The sequence below is a fragment of the Myxococcus sp. MxC21-1 genome (genome assembly GCF_032612255.1).
GTDB lineage: Bacteria > Myxococcota > Myxococcia > Myxococcales > Myxococcaceae > Myxococcus > Myxococcus virescens.
This window is the reverse complement of sequence record NZ_CP123278.1, coordinates 4,237,872-4,261,116: the sequence shown is the minus strand read 5'-3', so window position 1 is coordinate 4,261,116 and position 23,245 is coordinate 4,237,872. Positions and strand designations below refer to the sequence as shown.

The following is a 23,245-nucleotide window of genomic DNA, read 5'->3' as shown; positions in this document are numbered from 1 at the left end:
GGGCCACCACCGCCGTGGGCACGCGCCCCGGCAGGAGCGCCTCACATGCACTCGCTGCGTACGCTGTCCGTCGTCCTGTCCCTGTTCGCCGCCCCCGTCCTGGCCGACGAGAGCAAGCCCGCCCAGCCGCCCCAGACGGCCGGGTCCGAGAAGCCGCGCTGCGAGCACGGCGTCCAGAAGAGCCTCTGTGCCCGCTGCAACCCGAAGCTGGCTCCCGTCTTCAAGGCCAAGGGTGACTGGTGCCCCGAACACGCGCGGCCCGAATCCCAGTGCGTCATCTGCAACCCGGAGCTCTCCAAGAAGGGCGTGAAGTAGATGCGTGCCTCCCGAGTCGGCCCCAGCGTCCTGGCGGTGCTGCTGGCACTGAGCGCCGCCAGTTGCAGCCAACAAGCGAGTCCCCCCACGGCGAAGGCGCCTTCACCGCCGCCAGCCGCCTCGGGAGGCACGTCCACCCCGTCCGAGGTCGCGCTCTGTGAGCACCGCGTCCCCGCGGAGCTGTGCACCCGGTGCAACCCCGACCTCATCGACGTCTTCAAGGACCAGGACGACTGGTGCGGTGAGCACGGCGTCCCCGAATCCCAGTGCTTCCAATGCAACCCGGGCCTCACCTTCACCACGCGCGACACCGCCCCCAAGGATTGGTGCAAGGAGCACGCGGTCCCCGAATCCCGCTGCACCCAATGCAACCCGTCGCTGGTCGCGAAGTTCATCGAGGCCGGTGACTACTGCCGGGAGCACGGCTTCCCGGAGTCCGTCTGCCCGTACTGCCACCCGGAGTTGGTGAAGGCCGCGGGCGCCCAGCCCCCCACCTTCCCCGAGCCGGGCACACGCGTCCGCCTCGCGTCCGGCGAGACGGCCCGCGAGGCTGGCATCCAGACACGTCGCGCGGTGAAGCGGCCCTTTGCCCGGACCCTGGACGTCGTCGGGCAGCTCGACTTCAACCAGAACCGGCTGGCGCAGCTGTCCGCCCGCAGCGAGGCGCTGATAACGGACGTCCGCGTGGACGTCGGCGACGAGGTGAAGGCGGGCCAGCCACTGGTGCTCGTCACCTCGGGGGCCGTGGGCGCGGACCAGGGACGGCTGTCGGCGGCACAGACGCGGCTGACGGTGGCGCGCTCGGCGCTCGAGCGCGAGCAGCAGTTGGCCACGAGCGGAATCCGCGCACGAAAACACGTGGAGACCGCCCAGGCGGAGGTCGCGGCGGCCGAGGCCGAGCGCAATGCCGCCCGCGCGGCGCTCTCCGCCGCGGGCGCCAACGGCCAGGGCCCGCAGGGGACCTATGCGCTGTCGGCCCCCTTCGCGGGGACGGTGGTGGCGCGAGACGCCGTCGCCGGACGCCATGCATCCGCTGGACAGCCGCTCATCCAGGTGGCGGACCTGAGCACCATGTGGGCCCTGTTGGAGATTCCGGAGGCGGACGCGTTCCAGGTTCGCGCGGGACAGCGCGTCACCCTCACCTTCGAAAGCATGCCCGGACAGACGCGTGACGCCACGCTCACCCGCGTGGGCGCGTCGGTGGACCGGACCTCCCGCACGGTGCGCGCCCGGGTCGAACTGCCCAACCCCGACGGCGCCCTCAAGGCCGGACTCTTCCTCAGGGCCCGGGTGCAGGTCGCCCCGGAGCATGAGGCGGTGCTGGTTCCCCACGCGGCCATCCAACGCGCGGAAGGCCAGACGCTGGTCTTCGTGCGCAAGCAACCGGGGCTCTACGAGCCCGTCGCGGTGGAGCTGGGCGCCAGCACGCGCGAGGAGGTGGAAATCGTCAAGGGCCTCTCGGCGGGGGTGGAGGTCGTCACCACCGGCGCCTTCCTGCTCAAGACGGAGATTCTCAAGGACGCCATCGGCGCGGGCTGCTGCGAGACGGCGGGAGGCGAGTAGCCGCCATGCTCACCCGGCTCATCGAATGGTCGTTGTCCCACCGCTGGGCCGTCCTCCTGGGAACGGGGGCCCTCGTCATTTCGGGCCTGCTCGCCTTCCGGGCGCTGCCCATCGACGCCATCCCGGACACGACGCCCACGCAAGTGCAGGTCAACACCGTCGCACCGGCGCTCACGCCCAACGAAGTGGAGCGCCAGCTCACCGTCCCCGTGGAGCAGGCGCTCGCGGGCCTGCCTCGCGTCAGCGAGCTGCGCTCCATCTCCAAGTTCGGCCTCTCCCAGGTCACCCTCCAGTTCGAAGACGGAACCGACCTGTGGTTCGCGCGGCAGCAGGTATCCGAACGGCTGAGCCGGGTGCAGCTACCCGCGGGCATCGCGCCCCCGACGCTCGGGCCCGTCGCCACCGGCCTGGGCGAGGTCTTCCACTATCTCGTCAAGAGCCGGACGAAGAGCCTCGAGGCGCTGCGCACCTTGCACGACTGGGTCATCGCGCCCCAGCTGCGCAGCGTGCCGGGCGTGGCGGAGGTGAATGCCTGGGGCGGCGAGGAGAAGCAGTGGCACGTCATCGTCGAACCCCGCCGCCTGCAGCAGTTCAACCTGTCCCTCGGAGACATCTACCGGGCGCTGGAGGAGAACAACGCCAACGTCGGGGGCGGCGTGCTCGAGCGGGGCGGCACGGCGACGCTCGTGCTCGGGGTGGGAGTGCTCGCGGACGGCAACGCCATCGAGGACGTGGTCATCGCGGCGCACCACGGCGTCCCCGTGCGAATCCGGGACGTGGCGCGCGTCGAGGTGGGCCATGAAATCCGGCGCGGCGCCACCACCGCGGATGGCGAGGGCGAGGCCGTGCTGGGCCTGGGCTTCATGCTGGTAGGCGAGAACTCCCACACGGTGACGAAGGCGCTCGCCCAGCGGCTGGAGGACATCCAGCGGACGCTGCCGGAGGACGTGCGCGTGGAGCCCGTCTATGAGCGCACCGAGCTGGTGGACCACGTGCTGCGCACCGTCCGGACCAACCTGCTGGAAGGCGCGTTGCTCGTCATCGCGGTGCTCTTCATCTTCCTGGGCAACTGGCGCGCCGGCCTCATCGTGGCGGCGGCCATTCCGCTGTCGCTCCTGTTCGCCTTCAACGCGATGCTGCGCTTCGGCATCGCCGGCACGCTCATGTCGCTGGGCGCCATCGACTTCGGGCTCGTCGTCGACTCCTCCGTCATCATGGTGGAGAACGCGGAGCGGCGACTCTCCGAGGCCCGGGACGGACGCTCCCTGCTGGAGGTGGTGCGGGATGCCGCCGTCGAGGTCCGCAAGCCCACGCTCTTCGGCGAGCTCATCATCATGGTGGTCTACCTGCCCATCCTCGCCCTCGAAGGCGTGGAGGGGAAGTTGTTCCGCCCCATGGCCCTCACGGTCATCTTCGCGCTCCTGGGCAGTGCGCTGCTCTCCATGACGCTGATGCCGGTGCTGGCCTCCTTCGCACTGAAGCGAGGCGGCGGCCCTCACCATGAGCCACGGCTCATGCGCTGGCTCCAACGAATCTACCGGCCCGTCCTCGAATGGGCGCTGGCCCACGCGCGGGTCACCCTGACCGCCGCCGCGCTCCTCATCGTGGGAGCCACCCTCGCCGCCACGCGCCTTGGCAGCGAGTTCGTCCCCCGCCTGTCCGAAGGCACGCTCGTCATCAACACCGTGCGGCTGGCGGAGGTCTCCCTCTCCGAATCCATCCGCTATGGCAGCCAGATCGAGCGGGTGCTGCTGTCCCGGTTCCCAGACGAGGTGCGACGCGTCTGGACCCGGACCGGCACCGCGGAGGTGGCCACGGACCCCATGGGCGTCGAGCTGTCCGACGTCTTCATCACCCTCGAGCCCCGGGAGCAGTGGAAGCGGGCCACCACCCAGGAGGAGCTGGTGATCGAGATGAAGGCCGAACTGGCGGACCTCCCAGGCATGCGCATGGCCTTCCTCCAGCCCATTGAAATGCGCGTCAACGAGATGATCGCGGGCGTGCGAAGCGACGTCGGCATCAAGCTCTTCGGGGATGACCTCGACGTGCTCAAGGCCAAGGCCCGTGAGTTGGAGCCCCTGGTGAAGGCGATTCCCGGTGCCGCCGACGTCACCGTGGAGCAGGTGACGGGCCAGCCCGTGCTGGAAGTCACGGTGGACCGGGCGGCGGTGGCCCGTTACGGGATTCCCGCCCGCTCCGTCCTCGACGTCGTGGAAGCAGTGGGCACGCGCATCGTCGGGGAAGTGCGCGAAGGCGAGCGGCGCTTCGACCTGGCCGTGCGCCTCTCCGAGGAGAACCGCGAGGAGCCCACGCGGCTCGCCACCATCCCCGTGGCCGCGCCCGGCGGCGAGCGCGTCCCTCTGGGACGGCTGACGACCATGAAGGAGACGTCCGGCCCCACCACCATCCAGCGCGAGTGGGGCAAGCGGCGGCTGGTGGTCCAGGCCAACGTGCGAGAACGCGACCTCGGCGGCTTCGTCGCGGAGGTCCGCCGCACACTCGATGAGAAGCTGGAGCTACCCGCGGGCTACTACATCCGCTACGGCGGACAGTTCGAACACCTCGAACGCGCACAGACGCGCCTGCTCATCGTGGTGCCGGTCGCGCTGGCACTCATCTTCCTGCTGCTCTACCTCACCTATCAGCGCGTCCTGGACGCCGTGCGCATCTTCGCGGGCGTCCCCTTCGCGCTCGTGGGCGGCGTGCTCGCGCTTCTGCTGCGAGGACTGCCCTTCTCCATCTCCGCCGCCGTGGGCTTCATCGCCCTGTCCGGCGTCTCGGTCCTGGGGGACATGGTGCTCGTCTCACGGGTTCGCGCCTTGCTGGAGCAAGGTCAGGCCCTGGGTGAAGCCATCCGTCATGCGGCCGTGTCCCGGCTGCGGCCCGTGCTGATGACCGCCGCGGTGGCCGCCATCGGCTTCGTGCCCATGGCGCTCAACACCGGCGTCGGCGCGGAGGTCCAGCGGCCCCTGGCCACCGTCGTCATTGGAGGCGTCCTGTCGTCCACCCTGCTCACCCTCGTGGTGCTCCCAGTCCTCTACTCGGTCTTCGGCGCCGGGAAGGACACGCCCATGACGAGGACTCCGTGATGCGCAATGGCCTGTTTTCCGGACTCGCTCTACCCTGAGGGCATGTGCCGGAACATCAAGCCCCTGTTCAACTTCGCGCCTCCCGCCACCGATGCCGACATCCGCGCGGCGGCGCTTCAGTTCGTCCGCAAGATTGCCGGGACACGGACGCCGTCGAAGCAGAACACCGACGCCTTCGAGGTCGCCGTCGAGGAGATCTTCCAGAGCTCGAAGCGCATGCTCGACGAGCTGGTGGCCACCACGCCGCCCAAGGACAGGGCCCGCTTCGAGGCCATGAAGCGCCTGCGCTACAAGAAGGCGGAGTCCCGCTGACGGAGGTGACTCGCCGTCCTCCGGGGCCGTGCTTACCCTTCCGCGCAGCAGCCTCCTGAAGACGGGGTGGATGTGACGCGGAAGGCCAGAACCACGAAGCCACGGCAGCGGATGTCAGCGGGGAGACGCTCCGACACGGCCCTGCTCATCATCGACGTCATCAACGACCTGGACTTCCCCGGCGGGGAGAAGGTCCTCCCGTGGGCCCTGCGCATGGTGGAACGCCTGGGCCCCTTCGCGGCCAGGATGCGGCGGGCCGGCGTCCCCGTCATCTACGTCAACGACAACTTCGGGTACTGGCGCAGCAACTTCCGCGACACCTACGCCCATTGCACCCGCAAAGGGAGCCGGGGCCGGAACGTCGCCCGGGCCCTCAAGCCGGAGCCGGATGACTACTTCATCCTCAAGCCCAAGCACTCGGCCTTCTTCGCCACCTCCCTGGTGCCCTTGCTGGAGCATCTGGGAACGCGGAAGCTCATCCTCGCGGGGTTGGCCACCAACCTGTGCATCTTCTTCAGCGCCCATGACGCACACATGCACGAATACCAGCTCACGGTGCTGAGCGACTGCTGCGCGGCGGAGAGCGACGACGACCATGACCTGGCGCTCTCCCAGCTCCAGCGCTTCCTCCATGTGCGCGTCTGCCGGAGCGACGAGGTGCATCTGAGCGCGAAGCGGCGCCGCGTCTCAGCGAAGCGCCCCCACGCCACGAAACACGCGTCACGGAAGAAGGCCGCTCCGTCCGTGTCGTAACGGTCGAAGAAGCTCACCGCTTCTCCAGCGGCGCCGTCAGACGTCGTAGGCGCGGACGACCTGGGAGACGCGCTCGGAGAGCATCTTCAAGGACATGGCGGAGTCACTGGTCGTGGAGATGCGGGACACGGTGTCCGTCATCAGGGTGTTCAGCTCGTTGACCGCGGTGAAGATCTGCTCGATTCCCGTGGCCTGCTGGCTGACCGTCCGCGCGATCTGCCGCGCCGCCGCGGTGCTGTCCTCGACGATGGCGGTGAGCTCCTTCAGCGTCTCGCCGGACGTGCGGACCTGCGTCAACCCCGCCTCCATGCGCTCGGTGCCTTCGACGGTGATCTCCACCGTGCCGATGATGGCCTGATTGATGTCCTGGAGGATGCGCCGCACCTGGTTGGTGGCGCGGATGGACTGGTCCGCCAGCGCGCGAATCTCCTTCGCCACCACGACGAAGCCCTTGCCGTGCTCCCCGGACCGCGCCGCCTCGATGGCGGCGTTGACGGCCAGCAGGTGGGACTGGTCCGCCAGGTCCTTCACCGTCTCGGTGATGCCGCTGATCTGCCTGGTCCGCTCGCCCAGGGAGGTGATGCGCGCGGCGATCTCCGCCACCTGGTTGCGCACCTCCTCCATGCCGTCGATGCTCGCCGAGACGGCCTCTTCGCCGGTGCGGCTCAGCTGCTCGGCGCGCTCGGCCACCTGAATGACGGACTCCGCGGAGCCCGACGCCAGCATCGCCGTCTGGCGAATCTCCTGCGCCGTCACCTGCGTCTCCTGCAGCGCGGCCGCGTGACGCGTCACCATCTCATTCTGCTGATCCGCCGACTCCGTTAGCCCCGACACCGAGTCACTCAGCAGCTCCGTGGAGGACTGGAGCTGATGCAGCAGCTCCTTCAGCTTGCCCACCAGCATGCCCACGGCCCGCGCGAGCTGCCCCACCTCGTCATCCGAGTCGATGCGAATCGTCTGCCGCAGGTCGCCGCGCTCGGCGATATGGCGGACCGCGGAGGAGAGCTGGTTCAGGGGCGACACGATGGCGCGGCTGACCAGGAAGGCCGCCGCGGTGAAGACGAGCAGCGCGACCAGCACGGTGATGCCCACGTTCGCCAGCGCCCCCTCCACGAGCCCCCGCGCATGGGTGCGGTCGAAGCCCACGTGGACCCAGCCAGCGTCACCGGCACCGGCGCCACCAGGTCCTGCAGCTCCGTGTCCCCATCACGCAGGACGAGCCCTCCTCGGAGGACCTCAACTGCTCGCGGGCATCCCGTAGCATCTGGGCCTTCTCACCGGCCACGCCCACCAGCGTCCCACCCGCGTCGAACGCGGCGACGTAGGCCGCCCCACCATGCCGAGCCACGGCATCCAGCGTCTGCTGGACCTCGTCGTGCGCGCTCCGCTTCATTCCGTCCGCCACCGCGGCGGCGAGCACCGTAGGCAGCGCGCCGCTCAGCTCCCGCCCCTGCGCCTCGAAGGCCTCCTGGAGCCGAGGCACGGTGTAGCCCTGGGTGAGAAGGACGAACAGGAGCGCCACGACGATGGGCGCCAGGGTGATTTTATGGGTGAGTGAGAGTCGCATCCGGCCGTGCCCGATTCGGGCTCAAAACGGGAAATGATGCTCCATCTGACAATCCAGACGCGTCGCATTGTGGGCGCCAGCGTGCGGGGGTGCAATCCCTCGGGAACCCCTTACGCCGCGGACACAGGCCACTGCTTTCCCAGCGCAAATTCACGCCGGGCATGGACTTCACCCACCACAGCTCGGCATTGAAACCCGAGTCAGAACGTGGCCCCGAACCGCAAGAGGTCCAGGTTCAGGTCCACGATGAACTTGTCTTTCCAGCCACGTGCCGGCTCCCGAGCAAAGAGCCACCCCGGGTCGACCCGCCTGCGCTGCTGGTTCCAGCTATAGCCCACGCCAACGCCGATCACCGGAGCCAGGAAAGAACGCGAGCGGCGGGACGTCTTCCGGTACCCTACGTCGAACCCGAGAGAGACCTGTCCGCCCGTCTCCATCCTCGTGCCCTCCGCCGTGACTGGGATCTCCGTCCCACGCACGGTCTGATGCGTCACCATGCCACTCAGCTTGGGCTGGATGAAGAAGCCATCGCCTCGCTCGCCCGGCCAGGGCGTCCACGCCAGGCCCACCGTGGCCCGAAGGGCTTGCAGGGTGCCGCAACGGGGCACGGCGTCTCCGTGGATGTTGGTGCAGTTCGTGCGAGCCAGCATGGGCCGGAGTTCGAAGACGCCATCCGTTGTCTCCGTCAAGGGCACGTTCACGCCCACCGGCAGCGCGACATTGAGGCCCACGCCCAGGATGGGCCCCACCAGAAGCAGGCCCCAATCCATGAAGGAGGCCGTCCAGATGGCCAGCCCGGCGCGCTCCGCGCGAGGGGCCTGCGGCACCGACGCTGCCTCCACGCCTTCAGCCTTCCCCGTGCCTGCGAACAGAAGCACCGCTACGAGGACCGTTCGAATCATGCCCGGCCGCACTGCATGTCTCATACCCAACGACAGACATCTCAATGCATCGTCGGGAGACCTTGAAAACGGGCCGAAGCATGACAAAGCAGTCATACGCGACCGCCGAATGATCGGGACGTGGTTGTCAGGGTCCCGACTGACGCCGGGTGACGTCAGGGCCTCGGCGATACATCAAGGCGCGTCGCCAGCGACAGCAGCGGTCTGCACCGTGCTCCACCACGCCGTATCCACCCGCTCCCGCGTCGGCTCCACGGGGCGACCCAGGACGGGCGTGAGCAGACTCACGCCCCGCTCGCGCGCCCCGGCAGCCAGCTCGTTCGCGGGCGCATCCCAGGCGTGCAGCGCCAGGTTGAACGTCCCCCAGTGGATGGGCAGCAACGTGCGCCCCCGCACCATCTCATGCGCCTTCAGCGCCTGCTGCGGCCCCAGGTGGATGCTTCCCCAAGATGGATGAAAGGCGCCCACCTCGAACATGGTGACGTCGAACGGACCGAAGCGGCGCCCCACCTCCGCGAACTCCTCCGTCAGCCCCGTGTCCCCGCTGAAGAAGACCCGATGCTGCGAGCCCAGCAGCGTCCACGACGTCCAGGACGTGCTGTTGCGGTCCGTCAGGCCCCGGCCGGAGAAGTGCTGCGCCGGCGTGGCCACCATGCGCAGGCGGCCCTCCCCCTCCCCCAGCGACACCTCCTGCCACCAGTCCAGCTCCACCACGCGCTCCGCCGGAACGCCCCACTTCTCCAGGTGCGCCCCCACGCCCAGCGGCGCGTAGAACTTCACCTGGCGCGGCACCAGCGCCCGGATGGTGGGCATGTCCAGGTGGTCGTAGTGGTCATGCGAGAGCAGCACCGCGTCCACATCCGGCAGCGCGTCCAGCGGAAGCGGAGGCGGATGGAACCGCTTGGGCCCAGCAATGGTGGACGGCGACGCGCGCTCGCCCCAGATGGGGTCTGTGAGGATGCGGAAGCCGTCAATCTCCACCAGCAGCGTGGAGTGGCCCAGCCACGTCACGCGCAGGCCGCTCTCCGGCGGCTTCGCCAGCGCCGAGGCCACATCCCGTTCCATGGGCAGCGCGGACGGCGGCGTACGCTGCTGGGTGCCGAAGAGCATCTCCTTCAACGTGCCCCAGTCCGGCCCATTCTGCGGCAGCCTGGCACCAGCGGTGTTGATGAAGATGCCGGCCTGGTAGCGCGACGATGCCTTCATCCGCTCCAGGCGCGCCCCATCTGCCCGCGCCCCGAAAGACTGGAGGCCGTCCGTCGTCGTCCACGTGAGGAGGGCACCCACGCCCACGCCCAGCCCCATCACGCCCAGGGCATACCGCCACAGGCCCCGCCGCTTCGGACGACCTCCACCCAGGAACGCATCGCGCATGACCCCACGTGTAGCGCTGCCTTCAAGGCAGCGCCTGGGAAATCAGCACCGAAGGGCCACCTACCGGCCGCTGGTGACCTTCAAGCCCACGATGGAGGTGAGGAGCAACACCAGGAAGAAGATGCGCGCGGGCGTGGCCGGCTCATTGAAGAGCACGATGCCCATGATGGCCGCGCCCACGGCGCCAATGCCGACCCAAACACCATAGGCCGTGCCAATGGGCAGGTTCTTCGTGGCGATCCCCAGGAGCACCATGCTGGCGACGATGGCACCGCCCGTGAGGACGCTTGGTACCAGCCGGGTGAAGCCCTCGGTGTACTTGAGGCCGATGGCCCAGCCGACCTCGAGCAACCCCGCGATGACGAGTAGAATCCAGGACATGACGTACGACTCCCGTTGTCGCGTCGTCTTGTCCTGACCGGGTACGGCGCGCCTCGTCCGGGCCAGACACCCTCACGATGAGGCCGCTGGCGCCCCCCTCTATAAAGCCACGCGATTCCCGTTTCAACCCGGCCGGACAATGCCACCGCCCCAAGTGGGGTGCCCGGCGGTGGGACACAGGCACGCTTGGGAGGGCTCGCGGAGACGCCTTGCCGTCTCGCCTTGAACCAGTCTGTCCGCGGCCCCAGCTTCCTGGCGGAACAACCCCGTCTGTTGGAGGCGCTCCACATGAAACGAATCCAGGCACTGGTCGTCACGGGCGCGTTGTGCGGAGGCACGGCGCTGGCCAAGGACAAGTCCGACATGCGCGGGCTCACCGTCACCGTGGGCGGCGGCGTGGAGGGCTACAGCGGTGGGCTGGCCCCCGAATCGATCCGGGCGCGGCGTACGGCGCCACGGCCACGCTCAAACCGTCCACCGTGCTGGGCATCGAGCTGGGCTACACCGGCGCCATCAACAAGCTCGACCGGCGCGGCCTGGAGGACCTGGCGCGAAACCCGGACATCGTCCGCAACGGAGGTCAGGCCGTGGCCACCATCGGCCTGACGGCGAGCCCCGTGCAGCCGTACCTCCTCGGCGGCCTCGGCATGAACTGGTACAACGTCCGCCGCGGCGCGGAAGCGCTGGGCTACCGGGACGACACCGCCGGCGCCGTGCCGCTGGGCGCGGGGCTGCGCTTCTACACCGGCTCCTTCACCGCGGACCTGCGGGCCAACTACAACCTCCTCTTCAACCAGGAGCTGGTCCCCACGCTGCCGCCCGCGGAGAACCAGCCCCTGACAGAGGTCACGTTCGCGGGAGGCTCCAGCTACAACGCCACGCTGAACGTCGGCGCCACGTTCTGAGCGCATCGGCATGACCGGGCCCGGAGCCCTCCGGGCCCGCGTCACCTCAAGCCATCGTGGATGAACTTGAGGACGGAGATGAACTGCCGGTCCATCACCAGCAACATGACCAGTGGCGCCAGCGCCGCCCCCACCACGGCCAGCAAGGCCATCTTGTCCCAGAGCAACAGGCGCATCCTCCGCGACAGCGTGAAGGCCGTGCCGATGTCCGCCAGCGAGGACATCTCCGGCGCCCCCAGCAGCTCCGGCTCCGGTCCGCCCCGAAACCACTTGTGTTCGAACTGCCGCGAGTGCCTGGCCGCGACCTTCGAGAAGTCCTCGTCACCGATCCGCTTCGCCCGCACGAGCTGGGGCACGAAGAAGCTCATCGGCGCGAACACCAGCACCACCGCGCCGGCCGCGATGACCACCAGCGGAATCACGTAGGCCGCGGGGTTGGCCGACAGGTCCTTGGGCTCCACCCGGGACGTGTATGCCGCCACCACCACGGCCAGGGAGAACACCACGGGCGAAAAGCTGGCCTGGCAGACAGGCAGGAACCCGAGCCCGCCCATCATGTCCGGATGTGTCGGAACCAGGGTCAACGGCAGACGTGACACCCGCAGCAGGAAGGCGCTCCACATGACGCCACGCCAGATCCACCGGAGCGCCAGGAAACGGAACAGGGGTTGGCTCACGGCGAGGTTCCACCACCCCGCCATGGAGAACCCGTCGCCGCTGAGGGTCCACGACCGGGAGGCGTCGGCCGGGGTGATGAACGTGAGGGCATACGCCAGGATGAGCAGCAGCGCCTCCACGATATAGCTGTCCCGCCAGCGCATGGCGCGCCGGGCATCCGCTTCGAACGTCTGGAGGCCATCCGTCGCCACCAGGTTCGAATTGAGGAACTGGCGGACCGCGAAAGCCAGGCGGCCGTCGATGTAGGGCTCCGCGGCGAGGAGCACGGGCAGCGCCACCAGCAACTGCGCATGGACCTGAAGTTCCCTGAACAGGGAGCCCACGGTCGGCCCACCCGAAGGCAGCGTGAAGAGCAGCAGGGGCAACCAGCCGATCGCCGAGAAGGCCAGCGCCCGTAACACGGGGTCATGACGCTTGCGCGGCCCCCGCCGGAGCCGGCGCTCGGTCTCGAAGAGCGGCCCGCCCTTCACCAGGGAGAATTCGGCAATCGTCGAGTGCGGGTCCATGAGGGCGCCGCCTCCACGGTGGGGCTGCGTCCAGGACCCCACAAGCGCCCCCAGGCCGGGCGACGACCGGCGGGCGCAGGCGCGGACACGAGGCCTACCCTTGAGGGCCGGATTGTTCCGTGCCGCGTGGCCCCCACGTTTGCTGCCGGGGCACGGCGCGCCCCTCCGTTCTCGCAGGGAAGGAGGCACGCACATGAGCATCGACGTCATCGACGAAGTCCCGGCCCAGGGCGGCCGGCCCCTCGAGGACGGCGCGGGGCAGGAAGCCCGCTCGCTGCCGGGCATGGTCTACATCCCCGGTGGGACGTTCTGGATGGGCTCGGACCATCACTATCCGGAGGAGCGGCCGACGCACCAGGTGACGGTGACGGACTTCTGGATGGACAGCCAGCTGGTGACGAACGCGGACTTCGCGCGCTTCGTGGAGGCCACCGGCTACGTCACCGTGGCCGAGCGCCCCTTGAACCCCGACGACTTTCCCGGCGCGAATCCAGCGCTGCTCGTCCCGGGCTCGCTCGTCTTCAAGAAGACGCTCGCTCGCGTGGACCTGCGCGACCTGACGCAGTGGTGGTTCTATACGGCGGGCGCCTGCTGGAAGCACCCCGAAGGCGCGGGCAGCACCTGGCAGGGGCGCGAACAATACCCGGTGGTGCACGTCTGCTTCGAGGACGCGCTCGCCTATGCGCACTGGGCGGGCAAGACGCTGCCCACCGAGGCGGAATGGGAGTACGCCGCGCGCGGAGGCCTGGACCGGAAGGTCTACGTCTGGGGCGACGAGTTCGCGCCGGGTGGCAAGCTGATGGCCAACACCTGGCAGGGGGAGTTCCCCTGGCAGAACCTGAACACGGATGGCTTCGAGGGCACGTCCCCGGTGGGCAGCTTCCCACCGAACGCCTACGGCCTCTTCGACATGGCTGGCAACGTGTGGGAGTGGACCTCGGACTGGTACCAGGAGCGGCACGAGGCGAACGGCGGAAAGCCCTGCTGCATCCCCGTCAATCCTCGGGGCCCTGCCACGTCGGATCGCAGCCTGGACCCGTGCCTGCCGAAGGTGAAGATTCCCCGGCGCGTCCTCAAGGGCGGCAGCCACCTGTGCGCGCCGAACTACTGCCTGCGCTACCGCCCGGCGGCGCGCTCACCGCAGGCCGTGGACAGCGGCACGTCGCACATCGGGTTCCGCTGCGTCGTCCGCCCCTGAGCCGCAAGCTGGCATTTCCAGAGAAGGTCTTGCGACGTTGTCGCGGCGCTTCCACTCACCGCGTCTCCATCCCTATCGTGTCCCCCGCCTCCAACGCCACAGGGACCGATGAAACAGAAAATCACAGGCTTCCACCTCGACCGGGAAGACCACTGGGTGGCTGACCTCGAGTGTGGCCACCGGCAGCACATGCGCCATGACCCGCCCTGGACGGTGCGCCCCTGGGTCCTCACCGAGGACGGGAGGCGCAGCCGCCTCGGTGTCGAGCTCGATTGCAAGCGTTGTGACGAAGCAGGGCACGCGGTCGCCGAGGCGGTTCGCGAAGCGCTGCGGACGGTGGCCCTGCGGGCCTATGACGACGGCGGCCTGAGCGGGCTCTGCGCCGAAGGCCGATGGGAGCTTGCCCTGGACGCGCTCGGCGCGGCCGACCTGCGCCCTGTCATCCGGCGCGCGCTCGCCCCGGAGCGCGGGGAGAAAGCCCTCGTGAGCGCCCGGATGATTCTCCGCCCCCTCCTCCCTGACGACGCCAGCGCCATTCAGCGCCTGGCAGGTGACCGCGAGGTGGCGGCGAACGCGGCGGGAATCCCACATCCATTCGAGGACGGCATGGCGGAAGCCTGGATTGCCTCGCTGGATGCACGTTCCCACGTCTTCGCGCTCAGCCATTCCGAGTCTGGCGAGTTCATGGGCCTGGCCGGGCTGGTGGAGGCCGACGCGGAGCGCCCTCGCACAGCCGAGCTCTCATACTGGCTCGGCCGCGCGTACTGGGGACAGGGCTTTGGCACGGAGGCAGCCCAGACCCTGGTCCGCTACGGCTTCGAAACGCTCGGACTGGAATCCCTCCATGCCAGCTGCTTCTCCCGCAACCCCGGCTCCCGGCGTGTGCTGGAGAAGGCCGGCTTTCGCCACGCTGGCCACCAGGCGCGCGCGCTCCGCCATCTGGGGCAGGACGAGGACCTCGATCGCTTCATCCAGGAGCGGAGCCGCTCGCACCCATGAGCGGATTGCTCCTGGTGGGCAGCATGTGCCCCACCCGCGCTCAATCCGCCGCAGCGTCCAGCTCCGCGACGACACGGCGGACCTGACTCGCGCGCCCCTTCTCGGTACGCGCTGTCATCACCTTGAGGATGAGTCCGTACCGCCGCGTCTTGCCAAGCGCCTCGAACACCCGCGCGGCACGCGGGCTCGCAGCCAGCGCTACAGTCAAGTCCTCCGGCACCGTGGCGTTCTTCTGGGACGCGTAGGCCGCGTCCCAGCGCCCATCGGCCTTGGCGGCCTCGACCTCGGCGAGCCCCGAGGGCCGCATCCTGCCCGCGCGTAGCAGCGCCTCGACCTTCCTCACATTCACACAGGACCAGCGGCTGCGCGGCCGGCGCGGGACGTACTTCTGCAGATAGAAGCGCGCGTCGAGCGACCTCCGTTGCCCCGAAATCCATCCAAAGCAGAGCCCGACGTCGACCGCCTCGTCATCGGTGAGTGACGGGATGTCCGTCCCATTCTTCGCCAGCTTCAACCAGACACCAGCAGGAGCATCGGCATGCGTCTGGAGCCAGGCCTCGAACTCCGCCGCGTTCCGGAACGAAATCACCGGCGCGCCCCCACGCACCTCCCGCCTAACGCTGGCCACAGGCACCTCCCAGGACGTCCAGGTAGTGACGCTTGAACATGATGCCCAGCAGCTCCGCGTACCAGCGCGTTGCCGCTCGAAGGTCATCCGCCCAGAGGTTGAAGGTGCTCAATCCGCGCAAGGTGTTCATGGGGCTCTCTCGTGTCCTGGCCGCGCCCGTTCGCGACCCAGTGACCATGGCCCCAGAACGTGACAGAATGAGTCACGTTTGAAGCGCGAGCCCGTCACCGACCGCCTGGACCGTGTCCTGGGCCTCCTCGCCTCCCGGCCGTCCTGGACGGCCCCGGAGCTGGCGGAGGAGCTCGGCGTCTGCGTGCGTACCGTTCGACGGGATTTGTCCCGGCTTTCCGCCCGCGGGGTCCCCATCGAGTCAGACGCAGGCCGAGGCGGCGGTATTCGGGTACCGCCCCGGACGGGGCTCGGACGCGTGCAGCTCAGCGCCCAGGAGCTGCTCGACCTCCTGCTCGCCCTGGCGCTCGCTGAGCGACTCGAGTCCCCGCTCCTGCTCTCGACACTCAAGAGCCTGCGTCAAAAGCTCGCCGCCTCGTTCCCACCGGAGGAGCGCGCACGCGTCGGCAAGCTGCGCCGTCGCATCCTCGTCGGCCCCACTTCACGGAACGTCACCGCGACCTGGAAGCCTCCCCGAGCGGCGGTGCTACGTCCCCTCCAGGAGTCCTTCTTCGAGCAGCGCGCCCTGGAGTTGACGTACCGCTCGAACGACGTGCGCACGGTGCGCATCGTGGAGCCGCACTACCTGCTGCTGAGCTGGCCCGCGTGGTACCTGCTCGTCTGGGACCACTTGCGCGGAGCGGTGCGCATGCTCCGCGTCGACCGCATCGAATCCGCGAGCGTCCAGGCAGCGACGTTCCAGGTGCGGGACTCGAAGTCGATGCTCGCCACCCTCGGCGACATCTTCGCGGCGCTCTGACGCCAACCGCTTGGAAGCCAAAAATCGCAGCATGCGGCAATGACTCGCGGACCTACGTCTCGCGTCATTGTCCATGTCAGAGACAGACAGCAAAATGCCGCCGCTGCTCTGTCTCGTCGTGCCATCCCCCAAGGAAAAGTCCGAATGACACCCTCGAAGCCACGGCCCAACTGGGTCGCGAGGCCGCCACGCGCCCACGCGCTGGCGCTGCTCGCGGCCGTCTTGCTCACGCTGCCCACCGCCGCGCGCGCCCAGCCGACGTACACGCTGTTCGCCCCCTCCTCTACCCCCGCCGTCCCCTCTGTCACCAATGACTTCGCCCCGGTGGAGTTGGGCGTGAAGTTCCAGTCCGACATCGAGGGAGACATCCTCGGCATCCGCTTCTACAAGGGCCCCGCCAACACCGGCACCCACGTGGGAAGTCTCTGGAGCGCCGCTGGCGCGCGCCTCGCCTTCGCCACCTTCACTTCCGAGACAACCACCGGGTGGCAGGAGGTGATGTTCGCCACGCCCGTGCGCATCAGCGCCAACACCACGTACATCGCCTCGTACCACGCGCCCGGCGGCGCCTACGGCTTCACCAGCGCGGGACTGGCCTCGGCCGTGGACGCCCCTCCCCTCCATGCGCTCGCGGGCGCCACCAGCGGCGGCAACGGCGTCTTCACCTACGGCGCCGCGGGCTCCTTCCCCAACACCAGCTTCGGCGACTCCAACTACTGGGTGGACGTCGTCTTCCGCCCGGCTGAGCCCGTCACCCTGTGGCCTGCCACCGCCACTCCCGCCGTCGCCTCCGTCACCAATGACTCCGCCCCCGTGGAGCTGGGTGTGAAGTTCAAGACGAACGTGAGCGGCAACGTGCTGGGCGTGCGCTTCTACAAGGGCGCCGCCAACACCGGCACCCACGTGGGAAGCCTCTGGAGCGCCAACGGGCAGCGCCTGGCCTTCGCCACCTTCACCTCCGAGACGGCCACCGGCTGGCAGGAGGTGACGTTCTCCACCCCTGTCGCCATCGCCGCCAACACCACCTACGTCGCCTCGTACCACGCCCCCGCCGGCGCCTACGCCTTCGACAACGGTGGCCTCGCCAGCGGTCAGGACACCCCGCCCCTCTTCGCGCTGCCCGGCAGCACCAGCGGCGGCAACGGCGTCTTCACCTACGGCGCCGCGGGCTCCTTCCCCATCAACAGCTTCGGCAACTCCAATTACTGGGTGGACGTCGTCTTCCAGGCCACCGGCGCACCGCCCCCGACACAGCCCCCGGACAACACCTTCCGCATCTTCGCCCCCACCACCACGCCCGGTACCGCCACTACCCCTGACACCGCCGCCATCGAAGTGGGCGTGAAGTTCCGCTCGGACGTGGACGGCCAGGTGACGGGCGTCCGCTTCTACAAGGGCAGCGGCAACAACGGCACCCACGTGGGCAATCTGTGGAGCGCCACGGGCCAGCCGCTCGCCTCCGCCACCTTCACCAACGAGACGGCCGTCGGCTGGCAGGAGGTGACATTCTCCTCTCCCGTCGCCATCACCGCCGGCACCACCTACGTGGCGTCGTACTTCGCGCCGCTCGGCGGCTACTCGTTCGACAGCAACGGCCTGGCCACCGGAGTAGACGCCCCTCCGCTGCACGCCCTGCCCGGCGCCACCACCTCGGGCGGCAACGGCGTCTTCGCCTACGCCTCCGCGTCCACGTTCCCCAACGGCAGCCACCAGAACTCCAACTACTGGGTGGACGTCGTCTTCGAGCCCTACGGACCGCCGCCCCGTCCGGGCGTCCACGGCGCGGGACCCGTGCTGGTGGCCACCGCTCCCGGCAACCCCTTCACCGACTACCTGCGCGAAATCCTGGAGGCCGAGGGCATCGCCGCCTTCGCCACCACCGATGCCGGCAACCTGGGCGTCTCCGTCTCCCTCGATGACTACAAGGTGCTGGTGCTCGGCGAGCAGACGCTGAGCGCGGCCCAGGTGACGCTCATCACCGACTGGGTCACCGCCGGCGGCAGCCTCATCGCCCTGCGGCCCGCGGCGAACCTCCAGTCGCTGCTCGGACTCAATGCCTCTCAGGGCACGCAGGCCAATGGCTACATCCTGGTCAACGACACCCAGGCCCCGGGCACGGGCATCACCGCGGAGACGATGCAGTACCACGGGCTCGCGGACAAGCGCACCGTCGCCACTGGTACGCGCACCGTCGCCACGCTCTACTCGGATGCCACCACCGCGACGACGTTCACCGCCGTCAGCCAGCGCACCGTGGGCAGCGGCACCGCCACCGCCTTCATGTATGACCTGGCGAAGTCCGTCATCTACACACGACAGGGCAACCCGGCCTGGCAGGGGCAGAACCGGGACGGCTCCTCCATTGGCCCGGGCGCGCGCGCCAACGACATGTTCTACGGCAACGCGTCCTTCGACCCGCAGCCGGACTGGGTGAACCTGGCCAAGGTCCAGATTCCCCAGGCGGACGAGCAGCAGCGCCTGCTCGCCAACGTGCTGCACCAGACGAGCACCACGCCGCTGCCGCGCCTCTGGTACTTCCCCAACGCCAAGAAGGCTGTCGTGGTGATGACGGGCGACGGACACCCGGGTGGCGCCACCACCCAGCGCTGGAACCAGTACCTCGCGGACAGCGCCACCGGATGCAGCGTGGACGACTGGGAGTGCATCCGAGGCACCGTCTACGACTACGTGGGCGGACTGAGCGCCACCCAGGCCAACACCTACGTGGCCCAGGGCTTCGAGTACGCCCTGCACATCAACACCGGCTGCGCGGACTACACGGCCAACACGCTGGACCCGAACTTCTTCACCCCGCAGCTCGCCAGCTTCGCGTCCGCCTTCCCCGCCGTCCCCGCGCCCGTCACCAACCGCACGCACTGCATCGCGTTCAGCGATTGGTCCACCCAGCCCAAGGTGTCGCGCCTGCACGGCATCCGCCTGGACACCAACTACTATTACTGGCCCGACTACTGGGTGCAGGACCGCCCGGGCATGTTCACTGGCTCCGGCCTGGCCATGCGCTTCGCGGACCTGGACGGCACTCCGCTGGACGTCTACCAGCTCGCCACGCAGATGACGGACGAGTCCGGCCAGTCCTACCCGCTGCACATCGACACGCTGCTGGGCAACGCGCTGGGCCCCAAGGGCTACTACGGCGCCTTCAACGCCAACATGCACGTCGACTCGCAGCCGTCAGCCGGCTCCTCCGGCTCGGCCGCCATCATCGCGTCCGCCAAGCGTGACGGCGTGCCGGTCATCACCGCGAAGCAACTGCTGGAGTGGCTCGATGCCCGCGAGGCCACCCAGGTGTCCACCGTGGCCTTCACCGGCACGGTGCTCACCTTCAACCTCACGAGCCCCGCGCGCAACCTGTCCCTCATGGTGCCCACCCGCACCTCAACGGGCCGCACGCTGCTGTCCGTCACCCGCGCGGGCTCCGCCGTAACCACGGTGACGCGCACCATCAAGGGCGTGGACTTCGCATTCATCGACGGCGCGCTGGCCGGCACCTACACCGCCACCTACAACTGAGTCACTCGCGCCTCCCAAGGCGCGTCATCCTCCGGGGCCCGACGCGGTGCATTCGCGTCGGGCCCGTTTCATTTCACCACCGATGAAACCTGAGAGGTCCTGCCTGTGACGTGTTGCGACGGCACTTCTAGCCGCTGCCCCTTGTGCGGGAGGAGCTTGTCCACCATGCCCCTGAGGGATCGCTTGATGCCGCCCACCGTGTCCGCGTCCCCTTCCAGGAGCACCGCTGCGAAGTCCCTCCCGGGGGCCCTCGTCCCAGCCGTACCCGACGAGGCGGGAAGACGTGCGCCGCGCCGCCACGGCATGTCCGTGCCGCGCGCGCGGTGCGCAGGTTCTCTGCGTGCCCCTGCCTCGGGCACGCACCTGAACGGGAGAGGAACCACCATGCGCTCGACGGACGCCACCCAACGCACCCTCTCGCGGCTCTCGCGCAAGCGGCCCGCCGCCCATCCGCTCCCAGGTCCGCAGGGCGGTGACGTCGCCGTGGACGTCCAAGGGTTGGAGGCAGCGCTGCGCCGCTCCGTGGAGGGCGAGGTCCGCTTCGACAATGGGAGCCGTGCGCTCTACGCCACGGACGCCTCCAACTACCGGCAGGTCCCCCTAGGGGTCGTCGTCCCCCGCAGCCTCGACGACGTCCTCGCCACCGTGCGTGCCTCCCGCGAATACGACGCCCCCTTGCTGTCACGCGGCGGAGGCACGAGCCTCGCCGGCCAGTGCTGCAACGTGGCCATCGTCATCGACTGGACGAAGTACCTGGGCCGGGTGCTGGAGGTGGATCCCGGCACGAAGACGGCCCGCGTTCAGCCCGGCACCATCCTGGACCACCTGCGCGACACGGCCGAGCAGTACCACCTCACCTTCGGCCCAGATCCCGCCACGCACAACCACTGCACCCTCGGCGGCATGCTGGGCAATAACTCGTGCGGCGCTCATGCCCAGATGGCCGGCCCCGTCTCGCACAACGTGCGGGCGCTGGACGTACTCACTCACGACGGCCTGCGTCTGAAGGTGGGCCCCACCAGCGACGCGGAGCTGGAAGCCCTCATCCGGGCCGGCGGCCGGCGCGGGGACATCTACCGCAAGCTGCGCGAGCTGAGAGACAGGTACGCGGGGGAGATTCGCCGCCGCTACCCGCCGATTCCGAGGCGCATCTCTGGCTACAACCTCGACGCGCTGCTGCCCGAACACGGCTTCGACGTGGCGCGCGCCCTGGTGGGCACCGAGGGCACGTGCGTCACCATCCTGGAGGCGACGTTGAAGCTCGTGCCCAGCCCGCCGCACCGGGTGGTGGTGATGCTCGGCTATCCGGACATTTACATCGCTGGAGACCACGCCCATGAGCTCGCCGAGCGCTTCCACCCGCTCGCGCTGGAGGGGCTGGATGACGAACTCATCCACAACGTCGTCCTGAAGGGCCGCACCAGCCAGATGGAGTCCCTCCATCCCATGAGCTCGCACGCCGAGTTCCTCGACATCCTCCCACAGGGCCAGGGCTACCTCATGCTGGAGCTCGGCGGCGACACGCGGGAGGAGGCACTCGAGCGGGCGCGCGAGATGATGGAGGCGCTGCGCAAGGGCCGCGGCGCTCCCGTGGACATGCGGTTGTATTCGGACAGGGAACACATCGAGCACGCGTGGAAGGTTCGCGAGGCGGGCCTGGGCGCCACCGCGCGTGTGCCCGGCAAGCCAGACACCTGTCCCGGATGGGAGGACTCGGCCGTGCCTCCAGCGAAGCTGGGGGCCTACCTGCGCGCCCTGCGCAAGCTGTACGACAAGTATGGATATGACGCTTCGCTCTATGGCCACTTCGGCCAGGCGTGCGTCCATACGCGCATCGACTTCGACCTCACTTCAGCCAGAGGCATCCAGCAGTACCGCGCCTTCATCGAGGAAGCGGTGGACCTCTGCGTGTCCATGGGGGGCTCGATGTCCGGCGAGCACGGCGATGGCCAGTCACGCGCCGAGTTCCTCCCGCGCATGTTTGGCCCGGAGCTGGTGCAGGCCTTCCGCGAGTTCAAGAGCATCTGGGATCCGCAGGGGAAGATGAACCCGGGCAAGGTGGTGGACCCGAACCCCATCGACCAGGAGTTGCGCCTGGGCCGGGACTTCCGGGCGCGCACCTGGAAGCCGCGGACGCACTTCAAGTACCCGGACGACGACGGCCTTCTGTACCGGGCTACCGAGCGCTGCGTGGGCGTGGGCAAGTGCCGGCGGGACGACGGCGGCACCATGTGCCCCAGCTACATGGTGACGAAGGAGGAGAAGCACACCACGCGCGGCCGCGCTCACCTGCTCTTCGAGATGCTCCAGGGCGAGGTCATCAAGAACGGCTGGCGCGACGACAAGGTGAAGGAGTCACTGGAGCTGTGCCTGGCGTGCAAGGGCTGCAAGGGCGACTGCCCGGTGCAGGTGGATCTGGCGACGTACAAGGCGGAGTTCCTGTCGCACTACTACCAGGGGCACCTGCGCCCGCGGCCCGCCTACGCCATGGGCCTCATCATGCTCTGGGCCCGCGCAGCCATGCGGGCCCCTCGACTGGTGAATGTCCTCACCGGTTTCCCACCGACCCGAATGCTGCTCCAGCGGCTGGCCGGCATGTCGACGCAGCGGAAGATGCCGCGCTTCGCGCCGGAGTCCTTCCAGCGATGGGTGGCGCGCCGGCCGGTGTCGAACCAGCAAGGCCACCAGCGGGTGATGCTGTGGCCGGACACCTTCAACAACCACTTCTTTCCGGAGACGGCGGCCGCGGCGCTGGACGTGCTGGAGGACGCGGGCTTCGAGGTGGTGGTTCCCCAGGGGTTCCTGTGCTGCGGCCGGCCGCTCTACGACTTCGGCATGCTGACGACGGCGAAGGGGATGCTGCGGCGCACGCTGGAGAGCCTCCGCCGGGAGATTGAAGCGGGCGTGCCGCTGGTGGGTCTGGAGCCGAGCTGCGTGTCCGTCTTTCGAGATGAGCTGCGCAACCTCTTCCCGGATTGGGAGCTCGCCACACAGCTCCGCCGTCAGACGTTCCTCTTCAGCGAGTTCCTCGCCCGGTACGCGAAGGACGTGCCCCTGCCCCACATGGCGAAGAAGGCGGTGGTGCACGGCCACTGCCATCACAAGTCGCTCTTCCAGATGACAGACGAGAAGGCCGTGCTCGACAAGCTGGGGCTGGATTACGAAATCCCGGAGACGGGCTGCTGCGGCATGGCGGGCTCGTTCGGCTTTGAGGCCGGAGAGAAGTTCACGGTCTCCCAGCAGGTGGGCGAGCGCGTGCTGCTGCCCAAGGTCCGCGCCACGCCTCGGGACGCGCTCGTCATCGCCGACGGCTTCAGTTGCCGGGAGCAGATTGCGCAGAACACGAACCGCCGGGCGCTGCACATCGCGCAGGTGGTGCAGATGGCCAAGGCGTACGGGAACACGGGCCCCTCGGGCGATTTCCCCGAGCGTGGCTGGGTGACGAAGGGGCTGGGGCGGCCGCCGCTTCGGCGCCCGCGCACCGCGGCGGTGCTGGGGGGCCTGCTGCTCCTGGGCTTGCGGCGGCTGCGTACCTCGCGCGCCCGTCCGGCACCACGGCGCCGTCTGAGCCGTGTCTACAGCGGGTAGAGGGCGTCGAGCAGCACGCCCAGGATGA

19 protein-coding genes and 1 riboswitch are annotated in these 23,245 nt (G+C 69.0%); of the genes, 11 read left to right on the top strand and 8 right to left on the bottom strand.

Translation table 11 applies throughout. The features are described from left to right. Positions 1-45: 45 nt before the first annotated feature. The 5 genes from QEG98_RS19320 (at position 46) to QEG98_RS19300 (ending at position 6,032) form a co-directional block, all read left to right on the top strand. Entirely contained in the window at positions 46-315 is a 270-nt protein-coding gene (locus QEG98_RS19320; protein WP_316567661.1) for a hypothetical protein, read from the top strand. After that, a complete protein-coding gene (locus QEG98_RS19315; RefSeq protein ID WP_316567660.1) occupies positions 316-1,878 on the top strand; it encodes an efflux RND transporter periplasmic adaptor subunit in 1,563 nt (520 codons plus the stop codon). 5 nt (positions 1,879-1,883) lie between these two features. Beyond that, a complete protein-coding gene (locus QEG98_RS19310; RefSeq protein ID WP_316567659.1) occupies positions 1,884-4,967 on the top strand; it encodes a CusA/CzcA family heavy metal efflux RND transporter in 3,084 nt (1,027 codons plus the stop codon). Between the two features lie 42 nt (positions 4,968-5,009). Beyond that, complete coding sequence (locus QEG98_RS19305; protein ID WP_316567924.1) at positions 5,010-5,279, top strand: DUF2277 domain-containing protein; 270 nt, start codon at positions 5,010-5,012, stop codon at positions 5,277-5,279. 111 nt (positions 5,280-5,390) lie between these two features. Further along, a complete protein-coding gene (locus QEG98_RS19300; RefSeq protein WP_316567658.1) occupies positions 5,391-6,032 on the top strand; it encodes an isochorismatase family cysteine hydrolase in 642 nt (213 codons plus the stop codon). Positions 6,033-6,068: 36 nt separating this feature from the next. Here QEG98_RS19300 and QEG98_RS19295 read toward each other — a convergent pair whose 3' ends face one another. From QEG98_RS19295 to sugE, 5 genes are all read right to left on the bottom strand, one after another. Beyond that, positions 6,069-7,178: a methyl-accepting chemotaxis protein gene (locus QEG98_RS19295; protein WP_316567657.1), complete on the bottom strand. Its 1,110-nt coding sequence runs from the start codon at positions 7,176-7,178 to the stop codon at positions 6,069-6,071. A gap of 16 nt (positions 7,179-7,194) precedes the next feature. Further along, positions 7,195-7,599: a hypothetical protein gene (locus QEG98_RS19290; protein ID WP_316567656.1), complete on the bottom strand. Its 405-nt coding sequence runs from the start codon at positions 7,597-7,599 to the stop codon at positions 7,195-7,197. Positions 7,600-7,799: 200 nt separating this feature from the next. Then, positions 7,800-8,501 (bottom strand): hypothetical protein, encoded by a 702-nt coding sequence (locus QEG98_RS19285; protein WP_316567655.1) that lies wholly within the window; start codon positions 8,499-8,501, stop codon positions 7,800-7,802. A 174-nt stretch (positions 8,502-8,675) separates the two neighbouring features. Beyond that, complete coding sequence (locus tag QEG98_RS19280) at positions 8,676-9,875, bottom strand: MBL fold metallo-hydrolase (RefSeq protein ID WP_316567654.1); 1,200 nt, start codon at positions 9,873-9,875, stop codon at positions 8,676-8,678. Between the two features lie 60 nt (positions 9,876-9,935). Further along, complete coding sequence (gene sugE, locus QEG98_RS19275) at positions 9,936-10,256, bottom strand: quaternary ammonium compound efflux SMR transporter SugE (protein ID WP_316567653.1); 321 nt, start codon at positions 10,254-10,256, stop codon at positions 9,936-9,938. Between the two features lie 17 nt (positions 10,257-10,273). Then, positions 10,274-10,344, bottom strand: a riboswitch (guanidine-III (ykkC-III) riboswitch). A 391-nt stretch (positions 10,345-10,735) separates the two neighbouring features. Between sugE and QEG98_RS19270 the strand changes: the two genes are divergently transcribed. Beyond that, entirely contained in the window at positions 10,736-11,161 is a 426-nt protein-coding gene (locus QEG98_RS19270; RefSeq protein WP_316567652.1) for a hypothetical protein, read from the top strand. Between the two features lie 41 nt (positions 11,162-11,202). Here the strand turns inward: QEG98_RS19270 and QEG98_RS19265 are convergent, their stop codons facing one another. Further along, positions 11,203-12,345 (bottom strand): hypothetical protein, encoded by a 1,143-nt coding sequence (locus tag QEG98_RS19265; protein ID WP_316567651.1) that lies wholly within the window; start codon positions 12,343-12,345, stop codon positions 11,203-11,205. Positions 12,346-12,538: 193 nt separating this feature from the next. On the opposite strand from QEG98_RS19265, the gene QEG98_RS19260 reads away from it, so the two are divergent. Then, positions 12,539-13,543: a formylglycine-generating enzyme family protein gene (locus QEG98_RS19260; RefSeq protein ID WP_316567650.1), complete on the top strand. Its 1,005-nt coding sequence runs from the start codon at positions 12,539-12,541 to the stop codon at positions 13,541-13,543. Between the two features lie 156 nt (positions 13,544-13,699). Continuing rightward, positions 13,700-14,542: a GNAT family N-acetyltransferase gene (locus tag QEG98_RS19255; protein WP_316567649.1), complete on the top strand. Its 843-nt coding sequence runs from the start codon at positions 13,700-13,702 to the stop codon at positions 14,540-14,542. A 40-nt stretch (positions 14,543-14,582) separates the two neighbouring features. On the opposite strand, the gene QEG98_RS19250 is transcribed toward QEG98_RS19255, so the two are convergent. After that, positions 14,583-15,131 (bottom strand): YdeI/OmpD-associated family protein, encoded by a 549-nt coding sequence (locus tag QEG98_RS19250; protein ID WP_316567648.1) that lies wholly within the window; start codon positions 15,129-15,131, stop codon positions 14,583-14,585. A 25-nt stretch (positions 15,132-15,156) separates the two neighbouring features. Then, on the bottom strand, positions 15,157-15,300 hold the full coding sequence (locus QEG98_RS19245) for a hypothetical protein (RefSeq protein WP_316567647.1): 144 nt from the start codon (positions 15,298-15,300) through the stop codon (positions 15,157-15,159). A gap of 78 nt (positions 15,301-15,378) precedes the next feature. Between QEG98_RS19245 and QEG98_RS19240 the strand changes: the two genes are divergently transcribed. The 3 genes from QEG98_RS19240 (at position 15,379) to QEG98_RS19230 (ending at position 23,217) form a co-directional block, all read left to right on the top strand. After that, complete coding sequence (locus QEG98_RS19240; protein ID WP_140862796.1) at positions 15,379-16,098, top strand: helix-turn-helix transcriptional regulator; 720 nt, start codon at positions 15,379-15,381, stop codon at positions 16,096-16,098. A gap of 144 nt (positions 16,099-16,242) precedes the next feature. Beyond that, complete coding sequence (locus QEG98_RS19235) at positions 16,243-19,629, top strand: DUF4082 domain-containing protein (protein ID WP_316567646.1); 3,387 nt, start codon at positions 16,243-16,245, stop codon at positions 19,627-19,629. Positions 19,630-20,013: 384 nt separating this feature from the next. Then, a complete protein-coding gene (locus QEG98_RS19230) occupies positions 20,014-23,217 on the top strand; it encodes an FAD-binding and (Fe-S)-binding domain-containing protein (protein ID WP_316567645.1) in 3,204 nt (1,067 codons plus the stop codon). The last annotated feature ends 28 nt before the right edge of the window (positions 23,218-23,245 follow it).

Bases quoted from the DNA above. Each gene is read 5' to 3' on its own strand.
- sugE (WP_316567653.1), bottom strand. From the start codon at position 10,256: ATGTCCTGGATTCTACTCGTCATCGCGGGGTTGCTCGAGGTCGGCTGG.
- QEG98_RS19235 (WP_316567646.1), top strand. From the start codon at position 16,243: ATGACACCCTCGAAGCCACGGCCCAACTGGGTCGCGAGGCCGCCACGC.
- QEG98_RS19230 (WP_316567645.1), top strand. From the start codon at position 20,014: ATGCGCTCGACGGACGCCACCCAACGCACCCTCTCGCGGCTCTCGCGC.
- QEG98_RS19280 (WP_316567654.1), bottom strand. From the start codon at position 9,875: ATGCGCGATGCGTTCCTGGGTGGAGGTCGTCCGAAGCGGCGGGGCCTG.
- QEG98_RS19305 (WP_316567924.1), top strand. From the start codon at position 5,010: ATGTGCCGGAACATCAAGCCCCTGTTCAACTTCGCGCCTCCCGCCACC.
- QEG98_RS19285 (WP_316567655.1), bottom strand. From the start codon at position 8,501: ATGATTCGAACGGTCCTCGTAGCGGTGCTTCTGTTCGCAGGCACGGGG.
- QEG98_RS19310 (WP_316567659.1), top strand. From the start codon at position 1,884: ATGCTCACCCGGCTCATCGAATGGTCGTTGTCCCACCGCTGGGCCGTC.
- QEG98_RS19265 (WP_316567651.1), bottom strand. From the start codon at position 12,345: ATGGACCCGCACTCGACGATTGCCGAATTCTCCCTGGTGAAGGGCGGG.
- QEG98_RS19260 (WP_316567650.1), top strand. From the start codon at position 12,539: ATGAGCATCGACGTCATCGACGAAGTCCCGGCCCAGGGCGGCCGGCCC.
- QEG98_RS19320 (WP_316567661.1), top strand. From the start codon at position 46: ATGCACTCGCTGCGTACGCTGTCCGTCGTCCTGTCCCTGTTCGCCGCC.
- QEG98_RS19315 (WP_316567660.1), top strand. From the start codon at position 316: ATGCGTGCCTCCCGAGTCGGCCCCAGCGTCCTGGCGGTGCTGCTGGCA.
- QEG98_RS19300 (WP_316567658.1), top strand. From the start codon at position 5,391: ATGTCAGCGGGGAGACGCTCCGACACGGCCCTGCTCATCATCGACGTC.
- QEG98_RS19290 (WP_316567656.1), bottom strand. From the start codon at position 7,599: ATGCGACTCTCACTCACCCATAAAATCACCCTGGCGCCCATCGTCGTG.
- QEG98_RS19245 (WP_316567647.1), bottom strand. From the start codon at position 15,300: ATGAACACCTTGCGCGGATTGAGCACCTTCAACCTCTGGGCGGATGAC.